Annotated in this window: 19 protein-coding genes; 9 read left to right on the top strand and 10 right to left on the bottom strand. The window is 72.4% G+C overall.

The window, feature by feature from the left end:
- A partial coding sequence (locus tag ACIHCM_RS28475; protein WP_399901689.1) for a biotin carboxylase N-terminal domain-containing protein occupies positions 1-283 on the bottom strand: 283 nt, incomplete at its 3' end.
- Between the two features lie 376 nt (positions 284-659).
- Here ACIHCM_RS28475 and ACIHCM_RS28480 point away from each other — a divergent pair.
- Entirely contained in the window at positions 660-1,166 is a 507-nt protein-coding gene (locus tag ACIHCM_RS28480) for a hypothetical protein (protein WP_399901692.1), read from the top strand.
- Here ACIHCM_RS28480 and ACIHCM_RS28485 read toward each other — a convergent pair.
- Positions 1,135-1,755 carry a Maf family protein gene (locus ACIHCM_RS28485; RefSeq protein ID WP_399901695.1) on the bottom strand — a complete coding sequence of 207 codons (621 nt, stop codon included), beginning with the start codon at positions 1,753-1,755 and terminating at the stop codon, positions 1,135-1,137. The two genes, ACIHCM_RS28480 and ACIHCM_RS28485, sit on opposite strands and share 32 nt — an antisense overlap.
- A 31-nt stretch (positions 1,756-1,786) precedes the next feature.
- A complete protein-coding gene (mmpB, locus tag ACIHCM_RS28490) occupies positions 1,787-1,915 on the bottom strand; it encodes a morphogenic membrane protein MmpB (RefSeq protein ID WP_399901698.1) in 129 nt (42 codons plus the stop codon).
- Between the two features lie 122 nt (positions 1,916-2,037).
- Here mmpB and ACIHCM_RS28495 point away from each other — a divergent pair, with 122 nt between their 5' ends.
- Entirely contained in the window at positions 2,038-3,180 is a 1,143-nt protein-coding gene (locus ACIHCM_RS28495) for an SGNH/GDSL hydrolase family protein (RefSeq protein ID WP_399901701.1), read from the top strand.
- Here the strand turns inward: ACIHCM_RS28495 and ACIHCM_RS28500 are convergent.
- Entirely contained in the window at positions 3,165-3,374 is a 210-nt protein-coding gene (locus ACIHCM_RS28500; RefSeq protein WP_399901703.1) for an acyl-CoA carboxylase epsilon subunit, read from the bottom strand. The genes ACIHCM_RS28495 and ACIHCM_RS28500 overlap by 16 nt on opposite strands.
- Positions 3,375-3,399: 25 nt before the next feature.
- The gene (locus ACIHCM_RS28505) at positions 3,400-5,010 is read right to left on the bottom strand and encodes an acyl-CoA carboxylase subunit beta (protein ID WP_399901706.1); all 1,611 of its coding nucleotides are present in this window, start codon (positions 5,008-5,010) and stop codon (positions 3,400-3,402) included.
- A 110-nt stretch (positions 5,011-5,120) separates the two neighbouring features.
- Between ACIHCM_RS28505 and ACIHCM_RS28510 the strand changes: the two genes are divergently transcribed.
- On the top strand, positions 5,121-6,005 hold the full coding sequence (locus tag ACIHCM_RS28510; RefSeq protein ID WP_399901709.1) for a biotin--[acetyl-CoA-carboxylase] ligase: 885 nt from the start codon (positions 5,121-5,123) through the stop codon (positions 6,003-6,005).
- Between the two features lie 70 nt (positions 6,006-6,075).
- On the top strand, positions 6,076-7,182 hold the full coding sequence (locus ACIHCM_RS28515; protein ID WP_399901712.1) for an adenylate/guanylate cyclase domain-containing protein: 1,107 nt from the start codon (positions 6,076-6,078) through the stop codon (positions 7,180-7,182).
- A gap of 16 nt (positions 7,183-7,198) precedes the next feature.
- Here ACIHCM_RS28515 and ACIHCM_RS28520 read toward each other — a convergent pair whose 3' ends face one another.
- On the bottom strand, positions 7,199-8,428 hold the full coding sequence (locus ACIHCM_RS28520) for a hypothetical protein (RefSeq protein WP_399901715.1): 1,230 nt from the start codon (positions 8,426-8,428) through the stop codon (positions 7,199-7,201).
- A 1,076-nt stretch (positions 8,429-9,504) separates the two neighbouring features.
- Here ACIHCM_RS28520 and ACIHCM_RS28525 point away from each other — a divergent pair.
- Positions 9,505-10,305 carry an enoyl-CoA hydratase/isomerase family protein gene (locus ACIHCM_RS28525; protein ID WP_399901718.1) on the top strand — a complete coding sequence of 267 codons (801 nt, stop codon included), beginning with the start codon at positions 9,505-9,507 and terminating at the stop codon, positions 10,303-10,305.
- A 159-nt stretch (positions 10,306-10,464) separates the two neighbouring features.
- Entirely contained in the window at positions 10,465-11,607 is a 1,143-nt protein-coding gene (locus ACIHCM_RS28530) for a diguanylate cyclase domain-containing protein (protein ID WP_399901721.1), read from the top strand.
- A gap of 16 nt (positions 11,608-11,623) precedes the next feature.
- Here ACIHCM_RS28530 and putP read toward each other — a convergent pair whose 3' ends face one another.
- Complete coding sequence (gene putP, locus ACIHCM_RS28535; protein WP_399901725.1) at positions 11,624-15,211, bottom strand: sodium/proline symporter PutP; 3,588 nt, start codon at positions 15,209-15,211, stop codon at positions 11,624-11,626.
- A gap of 89 nt (positions 15,212-15,300) precedes the next feature.
- Positions 15,301-17,784, bottom strand: a complete 2,484-nt coding sequence (locus ACIHCM_RS28540; protein ID WP_399901728.1) for a SpoIIE family protein phosphatase — start codon at positions 17,782-17,784, stop codon at positions 15,301-15,303.
- Between the two features lie 207 nt (positions 17,785-17,991).
- Between ACIHCM_RS28540 and hutH the strand changes: the two genes are divergently transcribed.
- Positions 17,992-19,530: a histidine ammonia-lyase gene (gene hutH / locus ACIHCM_RS28545; RefSeq protein ID WP_399902109.1), complete on the top strand. Its 1,539-nt coding sequence runs from the start codon at positions 17,992-17,994 to the stop codon at positions 19,528-19,530.
- A gap of 51 nt (positions 19,531-19,581) precedes the next feature.
- Here hutH and ACIHCM_RS28550 read toward each other — a convergent pair whose 3' ends face one another.
- Together ACIHCM_RS28550 and ACIHCM_RS28555 are read right to left on the bottom strand one after the other, a co-directional pair.
- Entirely contained in the window at positions 19,582-20,379 is a 798-nt protein-coding gene (locus ACIHCM_RS28550; RefSeq protein WP_399901731.1) for a hypothetical protein, read from the bottom strand.
- A gap of 92 nt (positions 20,380-20,471) precedes the next feature.
- Complete coding sequence (locus tag ACIHCM_RS28555) at positions 20,472-20,819, bottom strand: hypothetical protein (RefSeq protein ID WP_399901734.1); 348 nt, start codon at positions 20,817-20,819, stop codon at positions 20,472-20,474.
- A 109-nt stretch (positions 20,820-20,928) separates the two neighbouring features.
- On the opposite strand from ACIHCM_RS28555, the gene ACIHCM_RS28560 reads away from it, so the two are divergent.
- Both ACIHCM_RS28560 and ACIHCM_RS28565 read left to right on the top strand, forming a co-directional pair.
- Positions 20,929-21,270: a hypothetical protein gene (locus tag ACIHCM_RS28560; RefSeq protein ID WP_399901737.1), complete on the top strand. Its 342-nt coding sequence runs from the start codon at positions 20,929-20,931 to the stop codon at positions 21,268-21,270.
- 226 nt (positions 21,271-21,496) lie between these two features.
- Positions 21,497-22,744 carry an Ig-like domain-containing protein gene (locus ACIHCM_RS28565; protein ID WP_399901740.1) on the top strand — a complete coding sequence of 416 codons (1,248 nt, stop codon included), beginning with the start codon at positions 21,497-21,499 and terminating at the stop codon, positions 22,742-22,744.
- The last annotated feature ends 94 nt before the right edge of the window (positions 22,745-22,838 follow it).

A 22,838-nucleotide genomic window follows, 5' to 3' on the forward strand; every position in this document is an offset into this window, starting at 1 on the left:
GGACGGCCTGCGCGAACTCGGCGTTCTCCGACAGGAAGCCGTAGCCCGGATGGATGGCGTCCGCGCCGGACTCGCGGGCGGCGTTCAGGACCTTGCCGATGTCGAGGTAGCTGGTGGCGGGGGTGTCACCACCCAGGGCGAACGCCTCATCCGCGGCGCGGACATGCAGAGCGTCCCGGTCCGGGTCGGCGTAGACGGCCACGCTCGCGATCCCGGCATCCCGGCAGGCCCGGGCAACGCGGACAGCGATTTCGCCACGGTTGGCGATGAGCACCTTGCGCACGATGAGGCTCCCTCCTTGAAACAAGCCGAGTTTAGGGACTGCCGACACGGCACTTCGACCCGTCCCCAATGGTGAGCTTGCCCACACGGAGCGTGATGCGAGGCTTGCTCGACCCGCGAAATCCCTTGTCGCGGCACGATACGCAGGATTCCTCCGGGAAACCCTAGCCCTCCCATGTGGTCAAGGTCTCTGTGAGAGCGTGCCGCGCCCCACTCCGATTCTTTGTCGAGTCCCTACGAATGGCCCAATGATTCTTTGCTCCCGGCGCAACCCTTGTCCCGCGGTTTACCCGTTAGTAGCGTGCGCGATGTACTCGAACGTACTCGGGGTAACGGCCCCATGTGGCGGTACGGCGGTCGAAAGTGGGTGGGGACCGATGGTGCGCAGGCCGGTGGCGTGGATCGTGGCGCTCGTGCTCTTCGCCGAGGGGTGCGGCATCGCGGCGCTGCAGTGGATCATGGGGATGGTGGTCGACAACCAGGACATGTCCCTGGCGGGCCTCGACCCGGACGTGATGTCCCTGTCCTCGAAGATCGGCGGCGTGGTCTTCGGGCTCTTCTTCGTCCTGTGCGGCGTGGTCGCCCTGCTGGTCGGGGTGCGCGACCGGGCGCCGGCCGGCCTCGGGCGTGTCCTGCTGATCAGCGCGGCCGTGGTGCACGGCGTGCTGGGGGCGGTCGGCTGGGGGCTGGTGGGCCGCGGCGCGTTCCTGTTCATGATGGTGGTGATGGGCCTGCTCGTGCTGCTCCTGATGACGTACGACGGCCGGCGGCCCGCGTCCGAGGAGGCCGGGGACGGCCCGGACGGCACGGGGGACGCGCCGAAGGGCGGCTCCCCGGTCACGGACGCTCCGGTCAGCCCTCCGCCGGCGCCCACAACTCCGTGATCCCGACTCCCAGTTCCGCCAGCAGCCGGCGCACCAGGGGCAGGCTGATGCCGATCACGTTGCCGTGGTCGCCGTCGATGCCGTCGATGAAGGGCGCCGAGCGGCCGTCCAGGGTGAAGGCCCCGGCGACATGGAGGGGCTCGCCGGAGGCGACGTACGCGGTGATCTCCTCGTCGGAAGGATCACCGAAATGGACGACCGTGGAGGCGGTGGCGGACGCGTACCGCCCGCTGAGCGTGTCGTAGACGCAGTGGCCCGTCTGGAGGGTTCCGGCGCGGCCGCGCATCGCCTTCCAGCGCGCGGTGGCCTCCCCGGCGTCGGTGGGCTTGCCGAGCGCCTCGCCGTCCAGGTCCAGCACCGAGTCGCAGCCGATGACCAGGGCGCCCTTGACCTCGGGCCGGGCGGCCACCACGGAGGCCTTCGCCTCGGCGAGCGCGAGCGCCAGCTCGGCGGGCGTGGGCGCGGTGACGGCGTCCTCGTCGACGCCGCTCACGATCACCTCGGGATCGAGCCCGGCCTGCCGCAGCAGTCCGAGCCGGGCGGGTGACTGGGAGGCGAGCACGAGTCGGCGGCGCGGCTGATCAGTCATGCGGCCAGCGTATCGGCGTACTCCGAACGGCTCACCCCAGGCCGAGCACGATCATCGTGAGGACCATGGCCAGCGCCATGAGAACGCCCAGCCGCCGCAACATCTCCTGCATGTCACGCAGTTCCTTCGGCGGTTCGTTCTCCGGGTCGGACCACAGCATGCCCTCGATCGTGAGTCGGCCCTGCCGGGCGGCGCCTGAGTACGCGTACTCAAGTTGAATAAACGGTTCTCTGGTTCCGTTAAGCTAAAGGAACTGCAGTCCCGTTTGAAAGGTCGTGTGCCATGTTCACCACCGCCTGGACCGCCTCGCCCCAGCTCCCCAGCGAGGGCTTCACCCCCAACTGGTCCCGAGAGGGGTTCTGGCGCCAGTCGCTGCGCCAGGCCGTCCGGCTCACGGCGGGCGGCGGCAGGCTGCGCATCCGGCTGTCGAACGCGTACGGCACCTCACCCGTGCGGGTGGCGGGCGCCACGGTGGCGCGCGCGGCCGCCGGTGCCGCCGTCGAGCCGGGCTCGATCCGGCGGCTCACCTTCGGGGGCGCCCTGAAGGCCGCGATACCGGCGCGCGGGCACCTGGTGAGCGATGCCGCGGAACTCGCGGTGGGCGCGCGGGAGACGGTCACCGTGACGCTGCACTTCGACGCGGTCACCGGCCCCGCGACCTTCCACGCCCAGGCCTTCACCACCAGCTACCGGGGCCCCGGCGACCTCCTCACGGACCCCACGGGGGCGGGCTTCGGCGAGGTGACCGAGTCCTGGTACTTCCTCGCCGCCGTCGAGGTGGACGCCGGGCGCGCCGACGGGATCGCGGTGTTCGGCGACTCCCTCACCGACGGTTTCGGCTCCGCCCCCGGCACCGACCGCCGCTGGCCGGACGCGCTGGCCAGGCGCACGGGCCAGCCGGTGATCAACGCGGGGATCGGTGGGAACCTGCTGCTGAACGACTCGGCGTGGTACGGGGAGAAGGGCGTCCGGCGGCTCGGGCGTGACGTGCTCGGACACCTCGGGGTGGACACCCTCGTCGTGCTGCTGGGCGTGAACGACATCGGCTTCAGCGAGACGGACCAGCAGCCGACGTACCGGCCCGCTCCGGTGCTTCAGGCCGCGGAACTCGTCGCCGGGCACCGGGACCTGATACGGCAGGCGGCGGCAGCCGGGCTACGGGTGGCCGGCGCGACGCTGGTGCCCTTCGGCGGCTCCGGCCACTGGGGCGAGCACGCGGCCGAGGTGAGCCATGAGCTCAACGAGTGGATCAGGTGCTCGGGGGAGTACGACGCGGTGGTGGACCTGCACCGGGTCCTGGCCGATCCGGCGGACCCGGACCGGCTGGACCCGGCGTACGACTTCGGCGATCACCTGCATCCGAACGACGCCGGTCACGAGGTGATGGCCGAAGCCGTCGCGGACGTGCTTCAGGCCGGCCAGTAGGTGCGCGCCCACGCCGTCGGGCCCGCCGACGGCATGGGCCGGGCCGCGAGGCGGGCCGGGTCGGACCAGGAGTCCCGCGGACCGGGCGCGCCGGGCGGCAGGGCCGACGCCGCCGCGGCGCGGGCGCGGACCACCGCCAGGGCGGCGGCCAGCTCCTCCGGGGTCGGATTGCCCCGTACGACCTTGATCGTCATATCTGCTCCAGCAGGTCGGGGTCGTCTAGAGGGGGATGTTGCCGTGCTTCTTCGGAGGCAGGGATTCCCGCTTGGTGCGCAGTTGACGCAGGCCGCGCACGATGTGGCTGCGCGTGTCGGACGGCATGACCACCGCGTCGACGTAGCCCCGCTCCGCGGCGACATACGGGTTGAGGAGCGTGTCCTCGTACTCCTGGATGAGCCGCGCCCGGGTCGCCTCGCCGTTGCCGTCGGCCTCCGCCTCGGCGATGGTGCGGCGGTGCAGGATGTTGACGGCGCCCTGAGCGCCCATCACGGCGATCTGGGCGGTCGGCCAGGCCAGGTTGAGGTCGGCGCCCAGGTGCTTGGAGCCCATGACGTCGTAGGCGCCGCCGAACGCCTTGCGCGTGATGACGGTGATCAGCGGGACGGTGGCCTCCGCGTACGCGAAGATCAGCTTGGCGCCGCGCCGGATGATGCCGTCGTGCTCCTGGTCGACGCCGGGCAGGAAGCCGGGCACGTCGACGAAGGTGATCACCGGGACGTTGAACGCGTCGCAGGTCCGGACGAACCGCGCCGCCTTCTCGCTGGCGGCGATGTCGAGACAACCCGCGAACTGCATCGGCTGGTTGGCGACCAGGCCGACCGGGCGGCCCTCGACGCGGCCGAAGCCGGTGATGATGTTCGGCGCGAACAGCGGCTGCGTCTCGAAGAACTCGCCGTCGTCCAGGACGTGTTCGAGCACCGTGTGCATGTCGTACGGCTGGTTCGCGCTGTCCGGGACCAGCGTGTCCAGCTCACGGTCCTCGTCGGTGAGGGCGAGGTCCGCCTCCTCGGGGAACGCCGGGGGCTCGCTGAGGTTGTTGGACGGCAGGTACGACAGCAGTTGCTTGACGTACTCGATGGCGTCCTTCTCGTCCCCGGCCATGTGATGGGCCACGCCGGAGGCGGTGTTGTGGGTGCGGGCGCCGCCCAGCTCCTCGAAGCCGACGTCCTCGCCGGTGACCGTCTTGATGACGTCCGGGCCGGTGATGAACATGTGCGAGGTCTGGTCGACCATGATCGTGAAGTCGGTGATGGCGGGCGAGTAGACCGCGCCGCCCGCGCAGGGCCCGACGACCAGGCTGATCTGCGGGATCACGCCCGAGGCATGGGTGTTGCGGCGGAAGATCTCGCCGTACGCCCCGAGCGACGCCACGCCCTCCTGGATCCGCGCGCCGCCGGAGTCGTTGATGCCGATGACCGGACAGCCGGTCTTCAGCGCGAAGTCCATCACCTTGACGATCTTCTGCCCGTAGACCTCGCCGAGCGCACCGCCGAAGACGGTGAAGTCCTGCGAGAACACGGCGACGGGACGGCCGTCGACGGTGCCGTACCCGGTCACCACGCCGTCTCCGTAAGGGCGGTTCTGCTCCAGGCCGAAGTGGGTGGAGCGGTGCCGGGCGAACTCGTCCAGCTCCACGAAGGAACCCTCGTCGAGCAGCAGAGCGACCCGCTCACGCGCCGTCAACTTGCCCTTCGCGTGCTGCTTCTCGACGGCGCGAGCGGAGCCGGCGTGCGTCGCTTCCTCGATACGGCGCTGGAGATCCGCGAGCTTCCCCGCGGTCGTGTGGATGTCGATCTCGTGACGCTCTTGCAGCTCTTCCGGCTCGGACATCGGGATGCGGCTCCCTGCCTGCTCAAAAGGGGGGACGGTTACTCATCCGTAGCGTAGTGGGGTGCCTATCGATCGGCAGTGCGGCGTTTACCACACCTAGGGTGGCTTGCATGACGCCCCGAGATGCCTCAGACCCGAGCAACCGCTGGACCGATCTGGACCGGCCGCCCCTGAACGCCGCGGCCCTGCGCAAGGCGCTGGTGCGCGAGGGGGGCCTGTGGTCCGAGGTGCACGTGGTGCAGCGCACCGGCTCCACCAACTCCGACCTGGTGGCCCGGGCCGCCGAGGGCAGGGCGACGGAGGGGGCGGTGCTGGTCGCCGAGGAGCAGACCGCCGGGCGGGGGCGCCTCGACCGCCAGTGGACCGCCCCACCGCGCTCGGGCCTGTTCTTCTCCGTGCTGTTGCGTCCGGCGGAGATTCCGGTGGCCCGCTGGGGCTGGCTGCCGCTGCTCACCGGCGTGGCCGTGGCGACGGGTCTGTCCCGGGCGGCCGGGGTCGACACGGCACTCAAGTGGCCCAACGACCTGCTGGTCACCGTCGGCGGCGAGGAACGCAAAGCCGGCGGCATCCTCGCCGAGCGGGCGGCGGACGACGGCGTGGTCATCGGCGTGGGCCTCAACGTCACGCTCCGCGAGAAGGAACTGCCGGTGCCGACGGCGGGATCGCTGGCGCTGGCCGGGGCGGTGAACACGGACCGGGATCCGCTGCTGCGGGCCGTGCTGCGGTCGCTGGAGGAGTGGTACCGGCGCTGGCGGACGGCCGGAGGCGACCCGGCGGCCAGCGGCTTGCAGGAGACGTATGCCGCCGGGTGCGCGACGCTGGGGAGGGTGGTGCGGGCCGAACTGCCGGGAGACCGGTCGATCATCGGAGAGGCGGTCGCGGTGGACGGCGACGGACGGCTGGTGCTGGCGACGGCGCAGGGCGTGCAGGAGCCGGTCGGCGCCGGCGACATCGTGCACTTGAGGGGGGTTCAGTCGCGGTTCCGGGAGGAGTGACCTGGGGCACAGCTGACGTAAAGTTGGGGCCGGTCGAACCTGACCGCGGCAGATCGGAAGGGCAGCAGGCGTGACCGTCGACGACACGGGCTCCGGCATGGACCCGCAGGGCGCCGACTCCGGCGAGGACCCGCTCGCCCTGCGGCTCGAAGGGCTCATCCTGGGCGCCGAGCGGCGCTACACACCGTTCCAGGCGGCCCGCAGCGCGGGCGTCTCCATGGAACTGGCCTCCCGCTTCTGGCGTGCCATGGGCTTCGCCGACATAGGCCAGGCCAAGGCGCTCACCGAGGCGGACGTCCTGGCGCTGCGGCGCCTGGCGGGCCTGGTCGAGGCGGGACTGCTCAGCGAGGCGATGGCGGTGCAGGTGGCCCGCTCCACCGGGCAGACCACCGCCCGGCTCGCCGAGTGGCAGATCGACTCCTTCCTGGAGGGCCTGACCGAGCCGCCCGAGCCCGGCATGACCCGCACCGAGGTGACCTATCCCCTGATCGAGCTGCTCCTGCCGGAACTGGAGGAGTTCCTCGTCTACGTCTGGCGGCGCCAGCTCGCCGCGGCGACCGGGCGGGTCGTGCAGGCGGGGGACGACGAGGAGATGGTCGACCGGCGGCTGGCCGTCGGCTTCGCCGACCTGGTCGGCTTCACGCGGCTGACGCGTCGCCTGGAGGAGGAGGAACTCGGCGAGCTGGTCGAGGCCTTCGAGACCACGGCCGCCGACCTGGTGGCGGCGCGGGGCGGACGGCTGATCAAGACACTGGGCGACGAGGTGCTGTACGCCGCGGACGACGCCGGCGTCGCGGCCGAGATCGCGCTACGGCTCATCGAGACCCTGGCGAACGACGAGACGATGCCGGAGCTGCGGGTGGGTATCGCCTTCGGCACGGTCACCACCCGGATGGGTGATGTCTTCGGAACCACGGTGAACCTGGCCTCCCGGTTGACGTCCATAGCGCCACGGGACGCGGTCCTGGTCGACAGCGCCTTCGCCGAGGAGCTGATCCGCAGCGGTGAGGCCCCCGCCTCCGAGGCGGAGGCGGCCGAGGCCGCGGCGGCCGCGGAGAAGGAGGGCGAGGCGCCGCCGTCGTACCGCTTCGGGCTCCAGCCGATGTGGCAGCGGCCGGTGCGTGGGCTGGGCGTGGTCGAGCCGTGGCTGCTCACGCGGCGGGACGGTTCCTCGTAGCGGCGCTTCCCCTCGGTCAGCGCAGGCCCAGGCACAGGTCGACGATCGGCAGGCAGAGGCCGGGCCGGTCCGGCTCGGGGGCCGGGGCGCTGGGCGTGGGGGAGGGCGCCGGGCCGGCCGTGGGCGGGCGCGGCGGCGGAGTGGTGGGGCCACCGGTGGCCGAGGCGGACGGGACGCCCGGCGCGTGTGGAGCCTCGGGGACGTGCGGAACGGTCGTGGACCGGCCCGGGAGCGGGGCGGGGGCGTGCCCCTGAGGCCGTGCGGCGTCGCTCGGGGCCGACGGCGCGCCGGGGGCCGTGCCGTACACGTGCGGCATGTCCGGGCCGCCCTGGGCGGTGGAGTCCGACGGACCGGTGGTCCGGGTGTCCCCTGGGGCGGCGGGAACCGTGGCGACGACGTCGGTCGCCGGCTCGCTCCCGGCCACGGCCCCGGGGCTCCGCCCGGCCGCGCCGGCTGCGGGACCGCCGTTCCCGTACTCGGGCGTCCCGACGCGAACGACGCTCATCAGCCCGGCGGCCAGGACCAGCCCGCCGAGCGCCAGAAGCACCTTGCGCCGCCGTGGCCGCCGGTGCCGTCCGCGTCCACCGAGAGCAGCGGCGTCGGTCTCGCTGTCGTGGGCGGGCGGGGCGGCGGTCCGGGCAGAGGGCTCACGCGCGGGTCCGGCGGCGGGCGCTGGGGAGCGCCGCTGCCGCTGTGCGGGGCCGGTGGGGCTGTGCGCCGCGGGGTGAGGCGTCGTGCGCATGGTGGCGGTGATGCCGGGTGGGTGAGGCGTCGTGCCTCCGGCGGTGGGGCGGGGCGGCTCGGGTGCCGTGCCCGCGGTGGTGCCCGGCGGCTGCGGCGGCGTGCCTGTGGCGGTCGTGGTGCCGGGTGGTGGGGGCGTTTCGGGTCCGGCTGCGGTGGTGCCGGGCGGCTGGGGCGGCGTGCCTGTGGCGGTGGTGGTGCCGGGCGGCTGGGGCGTTTCGGGTCCGGCGGAGGGGCCGGGCGGTAGAGGCGCGGGTCCGGCGGTCGTGCTGGCCTTCGCCCGCTGATTGTCGCCGGGGGCGGTGGCCTCGCGCTTCTCGCGCTGGGGTTCGGTGGCCGTGGCGTCCGTGGGTGCGGAGGCGGGCGCGGTTCCGGCAGCCTCGGGCTGTGGCTCGGCCGGCCGCACGTGCGTGGGCCTGTTGAGTGTGACCTTGAAGTTGGCGGCGCGGCCGGGGCTGGGAATGCTGGTCGGCTGCAGCGCGGACCCGCCGGAGTGCGTGCCCATCGGCGGCCGGGGCGGTCGGGCGGCAGCTGGGGGCGTGCGCTTGGCCTGAGGTGCCGGCTGGGCGGGTGTGGGCGTGTCTTTCGGCTGAAGCGCGGACGCGGCAGTCGGCGTGCCCTCCGGCTGGCGTGGCGGCTCGGCGGTGGTGCCGCCCTCGTCCTGAGGAGTGCGCCCGGCGGTCGCGGCCTTCCGGGGCTCCGGTGCACGCGGGTGAGCGGGGGCCTGGGGTCCGCCGGGGGCGGTGGTCCCCGGCTGGGCGGGCGCCCCGGTGGTCGTCGTCCCTTCGGGCCGGGAGGCCGGGCGGGCGGGCGTGGCGCCTTTGGGTCGGGACGCCGGGCGGGCGGTGGCAGTGGCGCCCGCGGCGAGGGCTGCGTGCCCGGTGACGAGGGTGTTCCCGGGCCGGGGCGCGGGCCCTGCGGCTGTCGTGGCCCCGGCCTTGGGCGTGGCCCCCGCTTCCGTCGTGGCCCCGGGTGCGGGCCCCGTTCCCGTCGTGGCCCCGGGTACGGGACCCGGTCCCGTCGTCGGCCTGTGGACGGGTGCACCGGCTCTCGGCGTCGGAGTCGTGTGGACGGGTGCACCGGCTGCCGGCGTCCGCGGCGGCGAAGGCGTAGGCCCCGGATGTGCCGGCGGCGTGTTCGTCGTCCCCTTGGCGCGTGGCGCCGGGTCTGTGGGCTGTGAGGCTTTCGGGTGGGGTGGATGGCCGGTGGTGTGGAGGGGACGGGGCGTCACCGTCGGGCGCCCCGTGCCGCCGTCCTCCGCCGGGGCGGGCACGCCGTCGGCCGCTCTCGCGTCGTTCCTCTGAGCGGCCTTCCGGCCGTCCCTCGCCGGGTCGTCCGGCGATGTGTCGGTCCTCATGGCGGTCCCTCCCGATGCGCTCGCGCCCCCCGGTGCGCCGTCGCGGTGCGCACGCTATGCGCTCGCCCGGGGCGGGGGGAGCGAGACGGGCGGGATGTCACTCGAACGGGGTGTCGGTGGGTGAAGCGGGAACCGGGGGCGAGGGGGCCCGGGCTTCCCCCGGAGGGGTGCGGCTGGAATGATCGGGCCGAGCGTTGTTAACCCGCGTTAACCGGGAGGGTGTCATGGGCGAGGAGCGATTCGGGGAGTTCGTGCTGGTGCGGCGGCACGAGGACGGGCATGTCGCGGAGCTGGCCCTCGACCGTCCGAAGGCCATGAACGCCGTGTCGTCCGAGATGGCCCGGTCGATCGCCGGTGCCTGCGCCGCGCTGGGGGCCGACCGGGACGTGCGGGTGGTCGTGCTGACGTCCACGCACGAACGGGCGTTCTGTGTGGGCGCCGACCTCAAGGAGCGGAACTCGCTGAGCGACGCCGAGCTGGTGCGGCAGCGGCCGGTCGCGCGGGGCGCGTACACCGGCGTGCTGGAGCTGCCGGTGCCGACGGTCGCGGCGGTGCACGGGTTCGCGCTGGGCGGCGGTTTCGAGCTGGCCCTGGCCTGCGACCTGATCGTGGCGGACGGCACCGCGGTGGTGGGGCTGCCGGAGGTGTCCGTCGGTGTCATCCCGGGCGGCGGCGGTACGCAGCTGCTGCCACGCCGGGTGGGGGCGGCGCGCGCCGCCGAGCTGATCTTCAGCGCGCGCCGGGTGGAGGCGGCCGAGGCCCGGGAGCTGGGGCTGGTGGACGTGCTGGTGGAGGACGGGCAGGACCGGGGGGAGGCGCTGGCGCTGGCGTCCCGGATCGCCGCGAACTCGCCGGTGGGCCTGCGCGCGGCGAAGCGGGCCCTGCGGCTCGGGCACGGGCTGGATCTGCGGGCCGGCCTGGAGGTGGAGGACGCGGCGTGGCGCTCGGTGGCGTTCTCGGGCGACCGGGCGGAGGGCGTCGCGGCCTTCAACGAGAAGCGCAAGCCGCAGTGGCCGGGTGAGTGAGCCCGAGGAACCGGGTGGGTGAGCCGGTCGGGCCGGGTGGGTGAGCCCCGGGGTGCCGGGCGACTCACCCGATCGGTCGCGCACTGCCCACGCTTCCCCCTCTCACCCCACCGCCCCGCAAACCTCCCCATTCCTCCCGAATCTCCCTAGCCTGGGGTGATGGGTGAGGACGACCGGCTCGCGGCCGTGGTGGCGCTGGCGCAGGGGATGGCCGCGGCACAGTCCGTGCGTGACTCCTGGCGGGCCGCCGCGCTGGGGGCGTGCCGGGCGCTGGACGGGAGTTTCGCCGCGCTCTCGGTGTGGGAGCGGGACCTCGGGCGTTTGCGGGTGCTGGTGAACGTGGGCGAGCGGGCGCAGGACGAGGAGGAGTTCCCGGAGGACGAGGCCTACCCGGTGCACCAGTTCGCCGAGATCACCGAGTTCCTGCACGAGCAGTGGGCGGGGGGCGGTGAGCCCGACGCCTGGGTGGAGACCGCCGAGGGCCCCACCGCCGGGCGCGCCGGATTCTGTCATCAGCGGGTCGCCGCACTGCGGCGCCGAGGGCGGGGGTGCTGCGTCGTCGCCCCGGTCGTCCTGCACGGCCGGGCCTGGGGCGAGCTGTATGTCGCCCGGCCCCTCGGGGTCCCCGCCTTCCACCGCGGCGACGCCGACTTCGCCACCGTGCTGGCCGCGGTCGTCGCCGCCGGGATCGCGCAGACCGAGCGGCTGGAGGAGGCCCGGCGGCTGGCGTTCACCGACTCCCTCACCGGCCTCGCCAACCGCCGCGCCGTGGACACGCGCCTGGAGGAGGCCGTCGAGCGGCACCGCAGGGACGGGGCCGTGGTGAGCCTGGTCGTCTGCGATCTCAACGGCCTCAAGCGCGTCAACGACACCAGCGGACACGCCGTCGGCGACCGGCTCCTCGAACGCTTCGGCTCCGTGCTCTCCCTCTGCGGAGCCATGCTGCCCGGCACCCTCGCCGCCCGCCTCGGCGGCGACGAGTTCTGCCTGCTCGCCGTCGGGCCGCCCGCCGACGACGTCGTCAAAGTCGCCGACGAACTCTGCCGCCGCGCCGCCGAACTGGAACTCGGCGACGGTGTCGCCTGCGGCGTCGCCTCCACCGAGGACCCGATCGGCCAGGTCCGCTCCGCCCGCCGGCTCTTCCGGCTCGCGGACGCCGCCCAGTACCGGGCCAAGAGCCTGCGCGCCGCCAAGGCGGTCGTGGCCGGCCGTGAGGGCCCCGACGACCCCGTCGTACGACTCGCCGACGCGCCCCCCGAGGGCCCCACCCCTGAACGCCGCCGCTTCCGGGGCCGTCCCTGAGCGTGTGCCGCACCGCTCAGTCGTCGGGCGGAGCTGTCTGTTCCGCCCAGATGATCTTGCCGGTCGGGGTGTAGCGGGTGCCCCAGCGGTGGGCGAGCTGGGCCACGATCAGCAGGCCTCGCCCGCCCTCGTCGGTGGTCCGGGCGTGCCGCAGGCGTGGCGAGGTGCTGCTGGCGTCGGAGACCTCGCAGATCAGGCCGCGGTCCCGGATGAGGCGGAGGCAGACCGGTCCGGCCGCGTGGCGGACGGCGTTGGTGACCAGTTCGCTGACGATGAGCTCGGTGGTGAACTCCAGATCGGGCAGCCCCCACTCCCTCAGTTGCCGTGCGGCGAGTGCCCGGGCGTCGGCCACGGCTGCCGGATCGCTGGGCATGTCCCAGGAGACGACCTGGTCCGGGGCGAGGGCGCGGGTCCGGGCGAGGAGCAGGGCGGCGTCGTCGGGCGGCGGAGCGGTCAGCAGATCGTCGACGACTCTGCGGCCGGTCTCCTTGAGGGTCGGCAGGGGTTCCGCGAGGGCGGCGCCCAGCCGGGAGAGCCCGATGTCGATGTCCGGATCGACGGACTCGACGAGGCCGTCGGTGTAGAGCGCGACGAGGCTGCCCTCCGTCAGCTCCAGTTCGACCGACTGGAAGGGGAGGTATCCGAGGCCGAGTGGTGGCCCGGCGGGCAGGTCCAGGATCTCGGCGCCGCCGCCGGGACGGACGATCACCGGGGGGAGGTGACCGGCCCGCGCCAGCGTGCACCGCCTGCTGACCGGGTCGTACACGGCGTACAGGCAGGTGGCTCCCATGAACGCGGTGCCCGCGGCCTCTTCCTCGTCAGCCGGGGACGTGTCGTCGGCGTGTGCCCCCATGAGACCGATGACCAGGTCGTCCAGGTGGGCGAGGAGTTCGTCCGGGGAGAGGTCGAGGTTGGCGAGGGTGCGTACCGCGGTGCGCAGGCGCCCCATGGTCGCCGCCGCGGTGATGCCGTGCCCGGCCACGTCCCCGACGACCAGTGCGACCCGTGCCCCGGAGAGCGGGATCACGTCGAACCAGTCACCCCCCACACCGCTCGGGGCGTCCGCCGGGAGGTACCACGACGCCACCTCCAGGGCGGACCCCCCGGCCAGGTCCTGCGGCAGCAGGTAGCGCTGCATCGAGCGGGCCGCGGTGCGCTCCCGGGTGAAGCGCCGCGCGTTGTCGATGCACACCGCCGCGCGGGAGACGAGCTCCTCCGCGAGGCGTACGTCGTCCCGCTCGAAGGGGCCCAGCCGCCTGGACCGGGCGAAGGTCGCCGCGCCCAGGGTGACGCCGCGCGCCCGCACCGGAACCACCATCAGGGAACGGCAGTCGTAGTCGCGGATGGAGGCGCGCAGCGACTCGTCCTCGGTCACCCAGGGGCTGGAGCCCTGGTCCAGGACCCGCTCCACGAGGGTCCTGCTCTCCAGCAGGCAGCGGGTCACGGGCGAGAGGGGGGCACGCCGGATCGTCTCTCCGACCGCCAGCGTCGACTCCGGGCAGCCCTCGCGCACCGACTGCTGCCCCGCGCGCCGGATGACGGGCACCATGCCGACCGGGCCTGGGGCCGGTTCCTCTCCCGACATCACCGAGTCCAGCAGGTCGACGGCGACGAAGTCGGCGATGGCGGGCACGGCGTCGTCGGCCAGTTCCTGGGCGGTGCGCGTCACATCCAGGGTGCTGCCGATACGGGATGCGGCGTCGTTCAGCAGGGCCAGGCGTTCCTGGGCGCGGCGGCGCTCGGTGACGTCGATGACCATGTACCAGACGCCCACGTTCCGGCCGTGCCGGTCCGTCATGGCGAAGAAGGAGGCGGAGACCGCGTGGTCGGGTTCGCCTCCGTGGCCGGTGTCCGCCCAGGCGGCACCCTGGTACTCGAAGTCCATCACCGGAGTGCCGTTCTCCAGGACCTCGCGCATCTTCTCCTCGAAGGCCTCCGCCTCCGCCTGAGGCAGCACCTCCGCCATGCGCCGCCCCAGTCGCCGTTCGAGGGGGATCAGGCGGTCCAGCGGCTCGTTCACCCAGACGTAGCGCAGATCCGTGTCGAGGACGGCGATGCCGACCGGCGCGTGCATGAGGTGGGGGGTGAGCATCATCTGGCTGACACCGCCGCCCGGTATCCGCCAGAAGGCCCGCTTCGGAGGCCGCCCGACGAATCTGCCGAACACCAGGGCGGCGGCCGTGGCGACCAGGACGCCCGGGACCATCTCGTACACGTCCGATTCCAGCGGACCGAGCAGCGGATTGATCTCCTGCCACAGCAGCACCGTCGCCGCGCCGGACACGATCCCCGCCATGGCACCCGCCCAGGTCATGCGCGGCCAGTACAGCGAGAGCAGGACGACGGGTCCGAACGCCGCTCCGAAGCCCGCCCAGGCGTAGGCGACGATGCCCAGCAGCCCGCCGCCCCTGAACGCGATCATGAAGGCCACCAGGGTCACGACGACGACCGCGGCCCGGCCGACCCAGACCAGGGTCCACTGCGAAGCCCGGCGGTTGAGGAACGCGTGGTAGAAGTCCTCGGTGAGCGCGACGGACGACACGAGGAGCTGACTGTCCGCGGTCGACATGATCGCGGCCAGTACGGCGATCAGCATCACGCCGGCGAGCCAGGGGTTGAGCAGCGCCTGGCTGAGGCTGACGTACACCGTCTGCGGGTCGCCGAGCGGGGCCCCGGTCCGGGCGATCCCCACCAGGCCGACGAAGGTGGCGCCGGTGAGCACGACGACGACCCACGCCGTGCCGATGCGGCGCGCGGCGGGGATCGCGCCGGTGCTGCGGATGCCCATGAAGCGGGCCAGGATGTGCGGCTGGCCGAAGTAACCGAGGCCCCAGGAGAGCAGGGAGATCATCGCGAGCGCGCCGAGCGGCCCCGCGGCGGTCCACTGTCCGTCCAGGTAGTGGACCTCGGCGCCGAGGTCCAGCAGCTCGGGGTTCTTGCTGTCGAGGCCGTCGCGCAGTGCCTGGAAGCCGCCCAGTGCCCCGATGCCGACGGCGGGCAGCGCGAGCAGGGCGAGGAACATGAACGTGCTCTGCATGACGTGCGTGGTGCTCACGGCGAGGAAGCCGCCCAGGCAGGAGTAGACGACGATCACCAGGGCGGTCAGGGCCACTCCGAGTTCGAACCTGATGTCGAACGTGCTCTCGAACAGCAGTCCGCCGGCCACCAGTCCGCTGGCCACGTAGACGGTGAAGAACACGAGCGTGACCACCGCCGAGACCATGCGGAGCAGGCGCGTGCGGTCCTCGAAACGTTCCTCCAGGTAGGCCGACAGGCTCACCGCGTTCTCGGCGCGCTCGGTGTAGGTGCGCAGCCGCGGCGCGACGAAGAGCCAGTTGAGGTAGGTGCCGAGCACCAGGCCCGCCGCGAGCCAGCCCGCTCCGATGCCGGCCGCGTACACCGCTCCGGGGAACGCGAGGAACAGCCAGCCGGACATGTCGCTGGCTCCGGCGGACAACGCGGCGACGGGGGCGCTGAGCCGGCGGCCGCCCAGGGCGAAGTCGGCGAGGGTGCGCGTGCGGCGGTATGCCCAGACCCCGGTTCCGATCATGACGGCCAGGTACACGAGGAACGTGGCCACGATCGGTGCACTCAAGTCGAGCATGCTGCCTCGCCTGCGAGGTTCGTGAGCACGACGTGACCGCCGCACGTTTCGCGGTCGTGGACTCTACGCACAAATGTACAGATTCCCGGTCATCCACGGGACCCGGGCAGCCCGACCAGCAGCAGGGTCACGTCGTCGTCGTGCACGGCCGTGTCCGGAATGAGCGCTCCGATCAGCTGGTCCACCGCCCGCTCAAGGCTTTCGGCCTCCGGGGTGACGTCTTTCAGCGCCGTGTCGAGCGTGTGGGTGAGGATGTCGATCTGGGCCTCGATGTCGGTACCGGGCCGCTCGACCAGTCCGTCGGTGTAGAGCGCGAGCGCGCTGCCCGCGGGCAGCGGCTGGGTCGTCTGCCGGAACGGCACGCCGCTGCCGCACGAGTCGTTGACGCCCAGCGGCACCCCGACCGGTGCCTGCAGCCGGCGGGCCGCCTCACCGGGAGGCAGGAGGACGACCGGGAGGTGCCCCGCCGACGACACGGTGACCTCGTGCGCGCCTTGGTCGATCACCATGTAGACGCAGGTGACCAGCTGGTCGGCCAGGTCGCCGACGAACGCGTCCAGGCCGGTCATGAGGCCGCTGGGCGAGATGCCCGTGCGGGCCAGCGCGTGGGACGCGGCGCGCAGCTGGCCCATGACGGCCGCGGCCTCCAGACCCCGGCCCATCACGTCCCCGACGACGATGCCGGTGCGGTCCCGGCCCAGCGGGACGACGTCGAACCAGTCACCGCCGACCCCGGGGTCCTGGACGGACGCCAGATACCGGTGGGCGGTGGGCAGGCCTCGCAGCCGGGGCGGCTCCCCCATGAGGCTGTGCTGCAGGGTGTAGGCGATGCGCCGGTGCTCCTCGTAGCGCTCGGCCCGTTCGGCCTCGACCTGCCGGCGTTCGGTGATGTCCCGGACGGTCAGGAACACCAGCGTCTCCTCCTCGGCCTGGAGGCTGCTGACGCTGACCTCGACGGGGAACTCACCACCGTCGTGGCGCAGCCCGTACAGCCCCCGGTCCACGACGATCGGCTTCGGGTTCTCCTGCCCCAGGTAGGCGCGCAGGAGCGCGCTGTGCCGTTGCCGCGCGGGGCCGGGCACGAGGTCGACGACCGCCGCGCCGAGAAGGTCGGCCGGCGCGCGGCCGAACATGCGCTGAACCTGCGCGTTGGCCATGACGACGGCGCCCTGGCCGTTGGTGATCAGCAAGGCGTCGGGGGCCGCTTCCAGCAGCGCGACGAAGCGCCGGTTGGCCTGCCGGATCTCGCGCTGGGCCGCGACCTGTTCGGTGATGTCGGTCACGACACCGCCTACGGCGTACGGCCTCCCGGACGCGGTGCTGAGCGGGAACAGGCTGGTGAGGAAGTCGCGCGGGCCTTCGGGCAGGGCGAGCCGTTCCTCCCGCTGCAGGGGCTCGCCGCCCGCCAGCATGGCGAGGTCCGCGGCCCGCGCCTGATTCGCCAGGTCGGGCGGCATGACGTCCCGGTCCCGGTGGCCCAGCACCTGCTCGCGGGGCAGACCGATGCTCTCCTCGAACGTCGTGTTGACCGCCAGGAAACGGCCGTCCAGGTCCTTGATGAACACCACCGCGGGCGTGTGGTCCATGAACGCCTGCAGCAGTTCGTTCTGACGAACCTGCCATTCGGCACGGGCGTGCGCCACCTCGACACGGCGGCCCACGGACAGGACCGCGAAGACGACCGCGCCGAACACGATCACATGCCCGAACACCAGCAGTGCGGTACTGAGCCGTGTTCCGAACAGTCCCGCGTCCTCGCCCGCCAGGACGAGCCACCCCAGCAGCGGCGGCGCCACCAGGACGGTCGCGAACAGCCGGCGCCCCAGCGCGCCCGTGGTGCCGGCGTTCGTCAGCAGACTCGCGGGGCCCTCGTCAGGCCGGACGAGAAGGGCGGACGCGACCAGCAGCATCAGGGCCAGCCCGCTGTACAGGGCCATGCCCTTGTACAGCCCGAACCGTTCCAGCTCCGGCACGGCGTACGTGAAGCCGTACAGCCGCAGCATCCCCAGGGCGAGGACGACCAGGCCGGGGACCTGACTCGTCCAGGCGGGAAGCCGGGTGAGGCTCGCGCACAGCGCAGCCACGCCCGCGATCGTCAGCGCCAGAGCCGTGTTCGCCGACATCCGCCCGCGCGCCATGCCCCCGGGGGGCGCCGCGTCGTCCTTGACGACCAACTCGTCGATGCCCAGGCTCGTGCCGGTCAGGTACTCCACCAGGGTCAGCCCGCCGATCAGCGCGCCCAGGACCGCGGCCGCGCGGGCCGCGGCGACGAGCCATACGGGGACGCGTCCGCGGGCCGGCGCCAGGGCCGACACGAACAGGGAGGCGCCGAGCGCCAGCAGAGCCACGGTGGTGTTGGCGTCCATCGTCGCCCCGGCGCCGGGAAGCCGCCTGAGGGCCTCGAGGCCGGACACCCAGCCGGTCAGGCCCATGGCGCCGAGCGCGGCGCCCGCCAGGGCGGCACCCCGGGACACCGCGCGCGCGGTGTTCAGGGTGGAACGCTGGTACGGCAGGTCCGCGGCTTGCTCTGCTCCCAGTACGCCGTGCAGTTCGGGCGTCCGCTGTTCTTCCACGCCAAACACCCGCATATGTGAGGAAGTCGCCTGATATGCACTAATACCGTAAGCGCTGCGACCACCCGGTGCCCTGTCTCCGGCGGGCAGGGGTGGGGCAGTGCGGATCCCTGGAGTGCGGAGTCGTACGCATCGGGCGGTAAGGGTCACATCCCGCCCCCACTCGTGACATCTTCGAATTCACTGCGTACGCTCCTGAATATGGATATGCACACTGTGGTGGTGGGGACGTCCGGTGTCACCGCGTCCGACGTTCTCGCCGTGGCGCGCGCCGGCGCCCGCGTCGAGCTCTCCGGCGAGGCGGTGTCCGCCCTCACCGCGGCCCGCGAGATCGTCGACGCCCTGGCGGCCAAGCCCGACCCCGTCTACGGCGTCTCCACCGGCTTCGGCGCCCTCGCGACCCGGCACATCGGCCAGGAGCTGCGCACCCAGCTCCAGCGCAACATCGTCCGCTCGCACGCGGCCGGCATGGGCCCGCGGGTCGAACGGGAAGTCGTACGGGCGCTGATGTTCCTGCGGCTGAAGACCGTCTGCTCGGGCCACACCGGTGTGCGCCCCGAGGTCGCGCAGACCATGGCCGACGTGCTGAACGCCGGCATCACCCCCGTCGTGCACGAGTACGGCTCCCTCGGCTGCTCCGGCGACCTCGCGCCCCTGTCCCACTGCGCCCTCACCCTGATGGGCGAAGGGGACGCCGAAGGCCCCGACGGCGCCGTACGGCCCGCCGCGGAACTGCTGGCCGCGCACGGCATCGCGCCCGTCGAGCTGCGCGAGAAGGAGGGCCTCGCCCTCCTCAACGGCACCGACGGCATGCTCGGCATGCTGCTCATGGCCCTCGCCGACCTCGACACCCTCTACAAGTCCGCCGACGTCACCGCGGCCCTGTCCATGGAAGCCCTGCTCGGCACCGACAAGGTCCTCGCCCCCGAGCTGCACGCCATCCGGCCGCACCCCGGCCAGGCCGCCAGCGCCGCCAACATGCTGGCCGTGCTGAAGGGTTCCGGTCTGACGGGCCATCACCAGGACGACGCGCCCCGCGTCCAGGACGCCTACTCCGTCCGCTGCGCCCCCCAGGTCGCCGGCGCCGGACGCGACACCCTCGCCCACGCCCGACTCGTCGCCGACCGCGAACTCGCCTCCGCCGTCGACAATCCCGTCGTGCTCCCCGACGGCCGGGTCGAGTCCAACGGCAACTTCCACGGCGCCCCGGTCGCCTATGTGCTCGACTTCCTCGCCATCGCCGCCGCCGACCTCGCGTCCATCGCCGAGCGGCGCACCGACCGGCTGCTGGACAAGAACCGCAGCCACGGGCTGCCGCCCTTCCTCGCCGACGACGCCGGCGTGGACAGCGGGCTGATGATCGCCCAGTACACGCAGGCCGCGCTGGTGAGCGAGCTGAAGCGGCTCGCCGTACCGGCCTCCGCGGACTCCATCCCGTCCTCCGCGATGCAGGAGGACCACGTGTCGATGGGCTGGTCGGCGGCGCGCAAACTGCGCACGGCCGTCGGCAACCTCACCCGGGTCATCGCGGTCGAGCTGTACGCCGCCACGCGCGCCGTGGAACTGCGCGAGGGGCTCACCCCCGCCCCGGCCACGCGGGCCGTCATCGACGCCGCACGGGCCGCCGGGGTGGCCGGTCCCGGGCCGGATCGTTTCCTCGCCCCCGACCTGGCCGCGGCCGAGGCGTTCGTGCGCGACGGGCGGCTGGTCGAGGCGGTGCAGACGGTCACCGGCCCGCTGCGGTAACCGACGAGACGGCGGGGCCCCGGCGCACGTCGGCCGGGGCCCCGCGAGGGGCTACTTGAGCTTGGCGGCCTGGGCGTCGACCACCGCGGCGGGAATCTCGTACTTCTCGCCGGTCATCAGCGCGCCCATGTTGATCGTGTAGTAAGTCGCCAGCGTGCCGCCGTGCCGCGCCACTTCGGCGTGCACCGTGCCGGGCGCAGCCTGGCCCTCCATCTCCATGGACGCGGAGAACGCCACGGACTCGTCCCCGGTGCCGGAGCCCTTCTCGGTGGCGACCTTGAGGACCTTCTGCTCGGCGCCCTTGGCGGTGACGGTGAAGCCGCCCGCGCATGCGGCGATCGCGTCCGAGACGGACTTGAAGGTCGTCGCGGCGGCGTCACCGTCGTACGACGAGAGGCCGACGGCGGTCATGTTGACGCTCAGGGCGTCCGAGAACGCGTCCTCGAACTCGCCCTCCGTCATGTCCTGCATGGACTGGGAGGCCGTGTCGGTGGGGGACTTCTGCTCGGTCGCCATGTTGCGGGCGTCGCCGGCGGATTCGCCCGGCGCGAGACCGGACATCGCGTAGGCGAGCGGCTCGCACTCCGCCTTGTCGACCTGGACCTCGCTCTTGGACGCGGGGAACTGGGCGTCGGGCGCCTTGACGTCATACCCCTCGACATCGCCCTGGGCGATGATCAGCTTCTTCAACTCGGCGGCGCTCAGGGCCTTCGCGGCCGGGGCGGCGGAGGCCGGATCCGACCCCTTGGCGTCGTCCGAACCGCTCTCGGCGCATCCCGTGATGAGGGCGAGCGACAGGGCACCCACGGCAACCGTGGTGCACAGGCGCGCACCCGATGATCTGTTCATGATCGGACTATGAGGCGCTGGTCAAGGGCACGTCAAGCGAACTCTTCGCTGCGTGGTCCGCCGGTGTCCGGCGGTGCCGCGCCGGCGCTCCGTCAGAGACCGAGACGTTCGCGGCGCACCGAGTACGCCACGAATCCGGCACCCAGCGTGAGGCAGAACGCGCCACCGAGGACGTAGGGCGTGCTGTCGAAGCTGCCGGTGTCGGCGAGGCGGGTCCCACCGGCCCCGGACAGCTCCGTGTCCGCGACGGCGCCCGAGTCCGTGACGGCGGCCGTTCCGGCGTCCGTGGTGGCGGCCCTGGCCTGCGTCGTCATCACCGGCATGGCCCGCTCTCTCACCGGGGCGTCACCGGTCGCGTTCGCGGAGGGTACGAACCACAGGGCCCCCAGCAGGGTGCCCGCGGCGGTGGCGGTCAGCAACGGACGGCGAGCGGATGACACGGAATATCGATCCCCTTGTGACGCTGGCGAATTGGCCGTGTGGGGCGATGCTAGTGAAAGCCGCGGGTCGTGGGAAAGTCGCGGGGGCCCCTGGCCGTACGCTCCGGGCATGAGCACTCCAGAGACAGCAGGTTTTGTACGGCTTCGGGTGGAACTCGTCCTCCAGATCGACGACGCCCAGGCCGTGACCCGGGCGGCACAGCGGCGGATCTCCGAGGACGCCGATATGCAGGCCGAGGAACGGGTACATGCCGAGAGCGCTGTGACGGAAGACACCGCGGAGGCACTCGCGTATCTCGTGGACCCGTTCGACCTGGTCAGCGAGGTGCCCGGGATCGAGCTCCAGCAGGCCTCCTGGAGCAGCGAGCAGGTGGACTACGACCCTGATTCGCCGGACTGGGATCTCGACGAGGATGATGTGGACGACGACGAGGAAGAGCGGGTCGGCTGAAGCGGCTTGGGAAAATCGTGACCCCGGGCGGCAACCACCGCCCGGGGTTCGCTCGTCTCACGGGGCGCACGGACCGACACCAGCACCACGGGCCACCGGGCCGGTGAGGGTGGTGTGCCCCACACATCGAAGGAATGTGGAACGGGACGAACCGGTCGTAGCGTTGAACTTGGTTGATGGGGACTCTCGGGGTTCTGGGGATTCGGCAACGATGGAGAAGCGTGTGATGACGAACAGTAAGCGGCGCAGGGGCCTGACGGTCGCGTCCGCACTGCTCGGCGGCGTACTGGTGCTCTCGGCGTGTTCCGGCGGGGACGCCGCCGGCAGCGACGGCGGCAACGACAGCTCGCAGGCCAAGGTCGACGAGGCGGCCGCGCAGAAGACCTCAGAGGCCCAGATCAAGATCACACCCAAGGACGGCTCGGCCAACGCCTCCATCAACAACTCGGCGACCGTCACCGTGAGCAAGGGCACGCTCACCGAGGTGTCGATGACGACGGCCGACGGCACCGCCGTCGAGGGCGAGATCTCGGCCGACAAGACCAGCTGGAAGCCCAGCGTCCAGCTCGAGCGCTCCACGCGCTACAAGGTCGCCGTGACCGCGAAGGACGCCAAGGGCCTGGAGGCCCACGAGAACGCCTCCTTCACCACGGTCTCCCCGGACAACAGCTTCATAGGCTCGTTCACGCCGGACGACGGCACCACGGTCGGCGTCGGCATGCCGGTCTCGATCAACTTCGACAAGGCGATCACCAACAAGGCGGACGTCCAGAAGGGCGTCACCGTCTCCACCAGCAGCGGCCAGGAGGTCGCCTGCCACTGGTTCAACGCCAACCGCATGGACTGCCGCCCCGAGGACTACTGGCAGGAAGGCTCCACCGTCACGCTGAAGCTGGCGCTCGACGGCGTCGAGGGCGCCGAGGGTGTCTACGGCGTCCAGCAGAAGTCGGTCTCCTTCACCATCGGCCGCAACCAGGTCTCCTTCGTCGACGCGCAGACCAAGCAGATGAAGGTCACGCAGGACGGCAAGGTCGTCAAGACCATCCCGATCTCCGCGGGCTCGCCCGAGAACAAGACGTACGAGGGCCAGATGGTGATCTCCGAGAAGTTCAAGGAGACCCGGATGAACGGCGCGACGGTCGGCTTCACCGACGACGACGGCAAGGGCGAGTACGACATCAAGGACGTCCCGCACGCCATGCGGCTGTCCAGCTCCGGCACCTTCATCCACGGCAACTACTGGGGCGCCGACTCCATCTTCGGCAACGTCAACACCAGCCACGGCTGCGTCGGCCTGAACGACACCAAGGGCGCGAACGACCCGAAGACCGAGGGCGCGTGGTTCTACGACAACTCGATCGTCGGTGACGTCGTGGTCGTCCAGAACACCGGCGACAAGACCATCGCACCGGACAACGGCCTCAACGGCTGGAACATGAGCTGGGAGCAGTGGAAGGCCGGTTCCGCCGTCTGACGCCCGCTTCCTGACGCCCACGCAGCGACGAAGGCCGCCCACCCAGGGCGGCCTTCGCCTTTTCCCGCCACCGCGTGCCGAAGCCCTCCCCGCT

The organism is Streptomyces sp. NPDC052023 (genome assembly GCF_044548465.1).
Taxonomy (GTDB): Bacteria; Actinomycetota; Actinomycetes; order Streptomycetales; family Streptomycetaceae; genus Streptomyces.

Bases quoted from the DNA above. Each gene is read 5' to 3' on its own strand.
- ACIHCM_RS28550 (WP_399901731.1), bottom strand. From the start codon at position 20,379: ATGAACAGATCATCGGGTGCGCGCCTGTGCACCACGGTTGCCGTGGGT.
- ACIHCM_RS28565 (WP_399901740.1), top strand. From the start codon at position 21,497: ATGACGAACAGTAAGCGGCGCAGGGGCCTGACGGTCGCGTCCGCACTG.
- ACIHCM_RS28480 (WP_399901692.1), top strand. From the start codon at position 660: ATGGTGCGCAGGCCGGTGGCGTGGATCGTGGCGCTCGTGCTCTTCGCC.
- ACIHCM_RS28560 (WP_399901737.1), top strand. From the start codon at position 20,929: ATGAGCACTCCAGAGACAGCAGGTTTTGTACGGCTTCGGGTGGAACTC.
- hutH (WP_399902109.1), top strand. From the start codon at position 17,992: ATGCACACTGTGGTGGTGGGGACGTCCGGTGTCACCGCGTCCGACGTT.
- ACIHCM_RS28500 (WP_399901703.1), bottom strand. From the start codon at position 3,374: ATGACGATCAAGGTCGTACGGGGCAATCCGACCCCGGAGGAGCTGGCC.
- ACIHCM_RS28520 (WP_399901715.1), bottom strand. From the start codon at position 8,428: ATGGGCACGCACTCCGGCGGGTCCGCGCTGCAGCCGACCAGCATTCCC.
- ACIHCM_RS28505 (WP_399901706.1), bottom strand. From the start codon at position 5,010: ATGTCCGAGCCGGAAGAGCTGCAAGAGCGTCACGAGATCGACATCCAC.
- ACIHCM_RS28510 (WP_399901709.1), top strand. From the start codon at position 5,121: ATGACGCCCCGAGATGCCTCAGACCCGAGCAACCGCTGGACCGATCTG.
- ACIHCM_RS28530 (WP_399901721.1), top strand. From the start codon at position 10,465: ATGGGTGAGGACGACCGGCTCGCGGCCGTGGTGGCGCTGGCGCAGGGG.
- ACIHCM_RS28525 (WP_399901718.1), top strand. From the start codon at position 9,505: ATGGGCGAGGAGCGATTCGGGGAGTTCGTGCTGGTGCGGCGGCACGAG.
- putP (WP_399901725.1), bottom strand. From the start codon at position 15,211: ATGCTCGACTTGAGTGCACCGATCGTGGCCACGTTCCTCGTGTACCTG.
- ACIHCM_RS28495 (WP_399901701.1), top strand. From the start codon at position 2,038: ATGTTCACCACCGCCTGGACCGCCTCGCCCCAGCTCCCCAGCGAGGGC.
- mmpB (WP_399901698.1), bottom strand. From the start codon at position 1,915: ATGCTGTGGTCCGACCCGGAGAACGAACCGCCGAAGGAACTGCGTGAC.
- ACIHCM_RS28485 (WP_399901695.1), bottom strand. From the start codon at position 1,755: ATGACTGATCAGCCGCGCCGCCGACTCGTGCTCGCCTCCCAGTCACCC.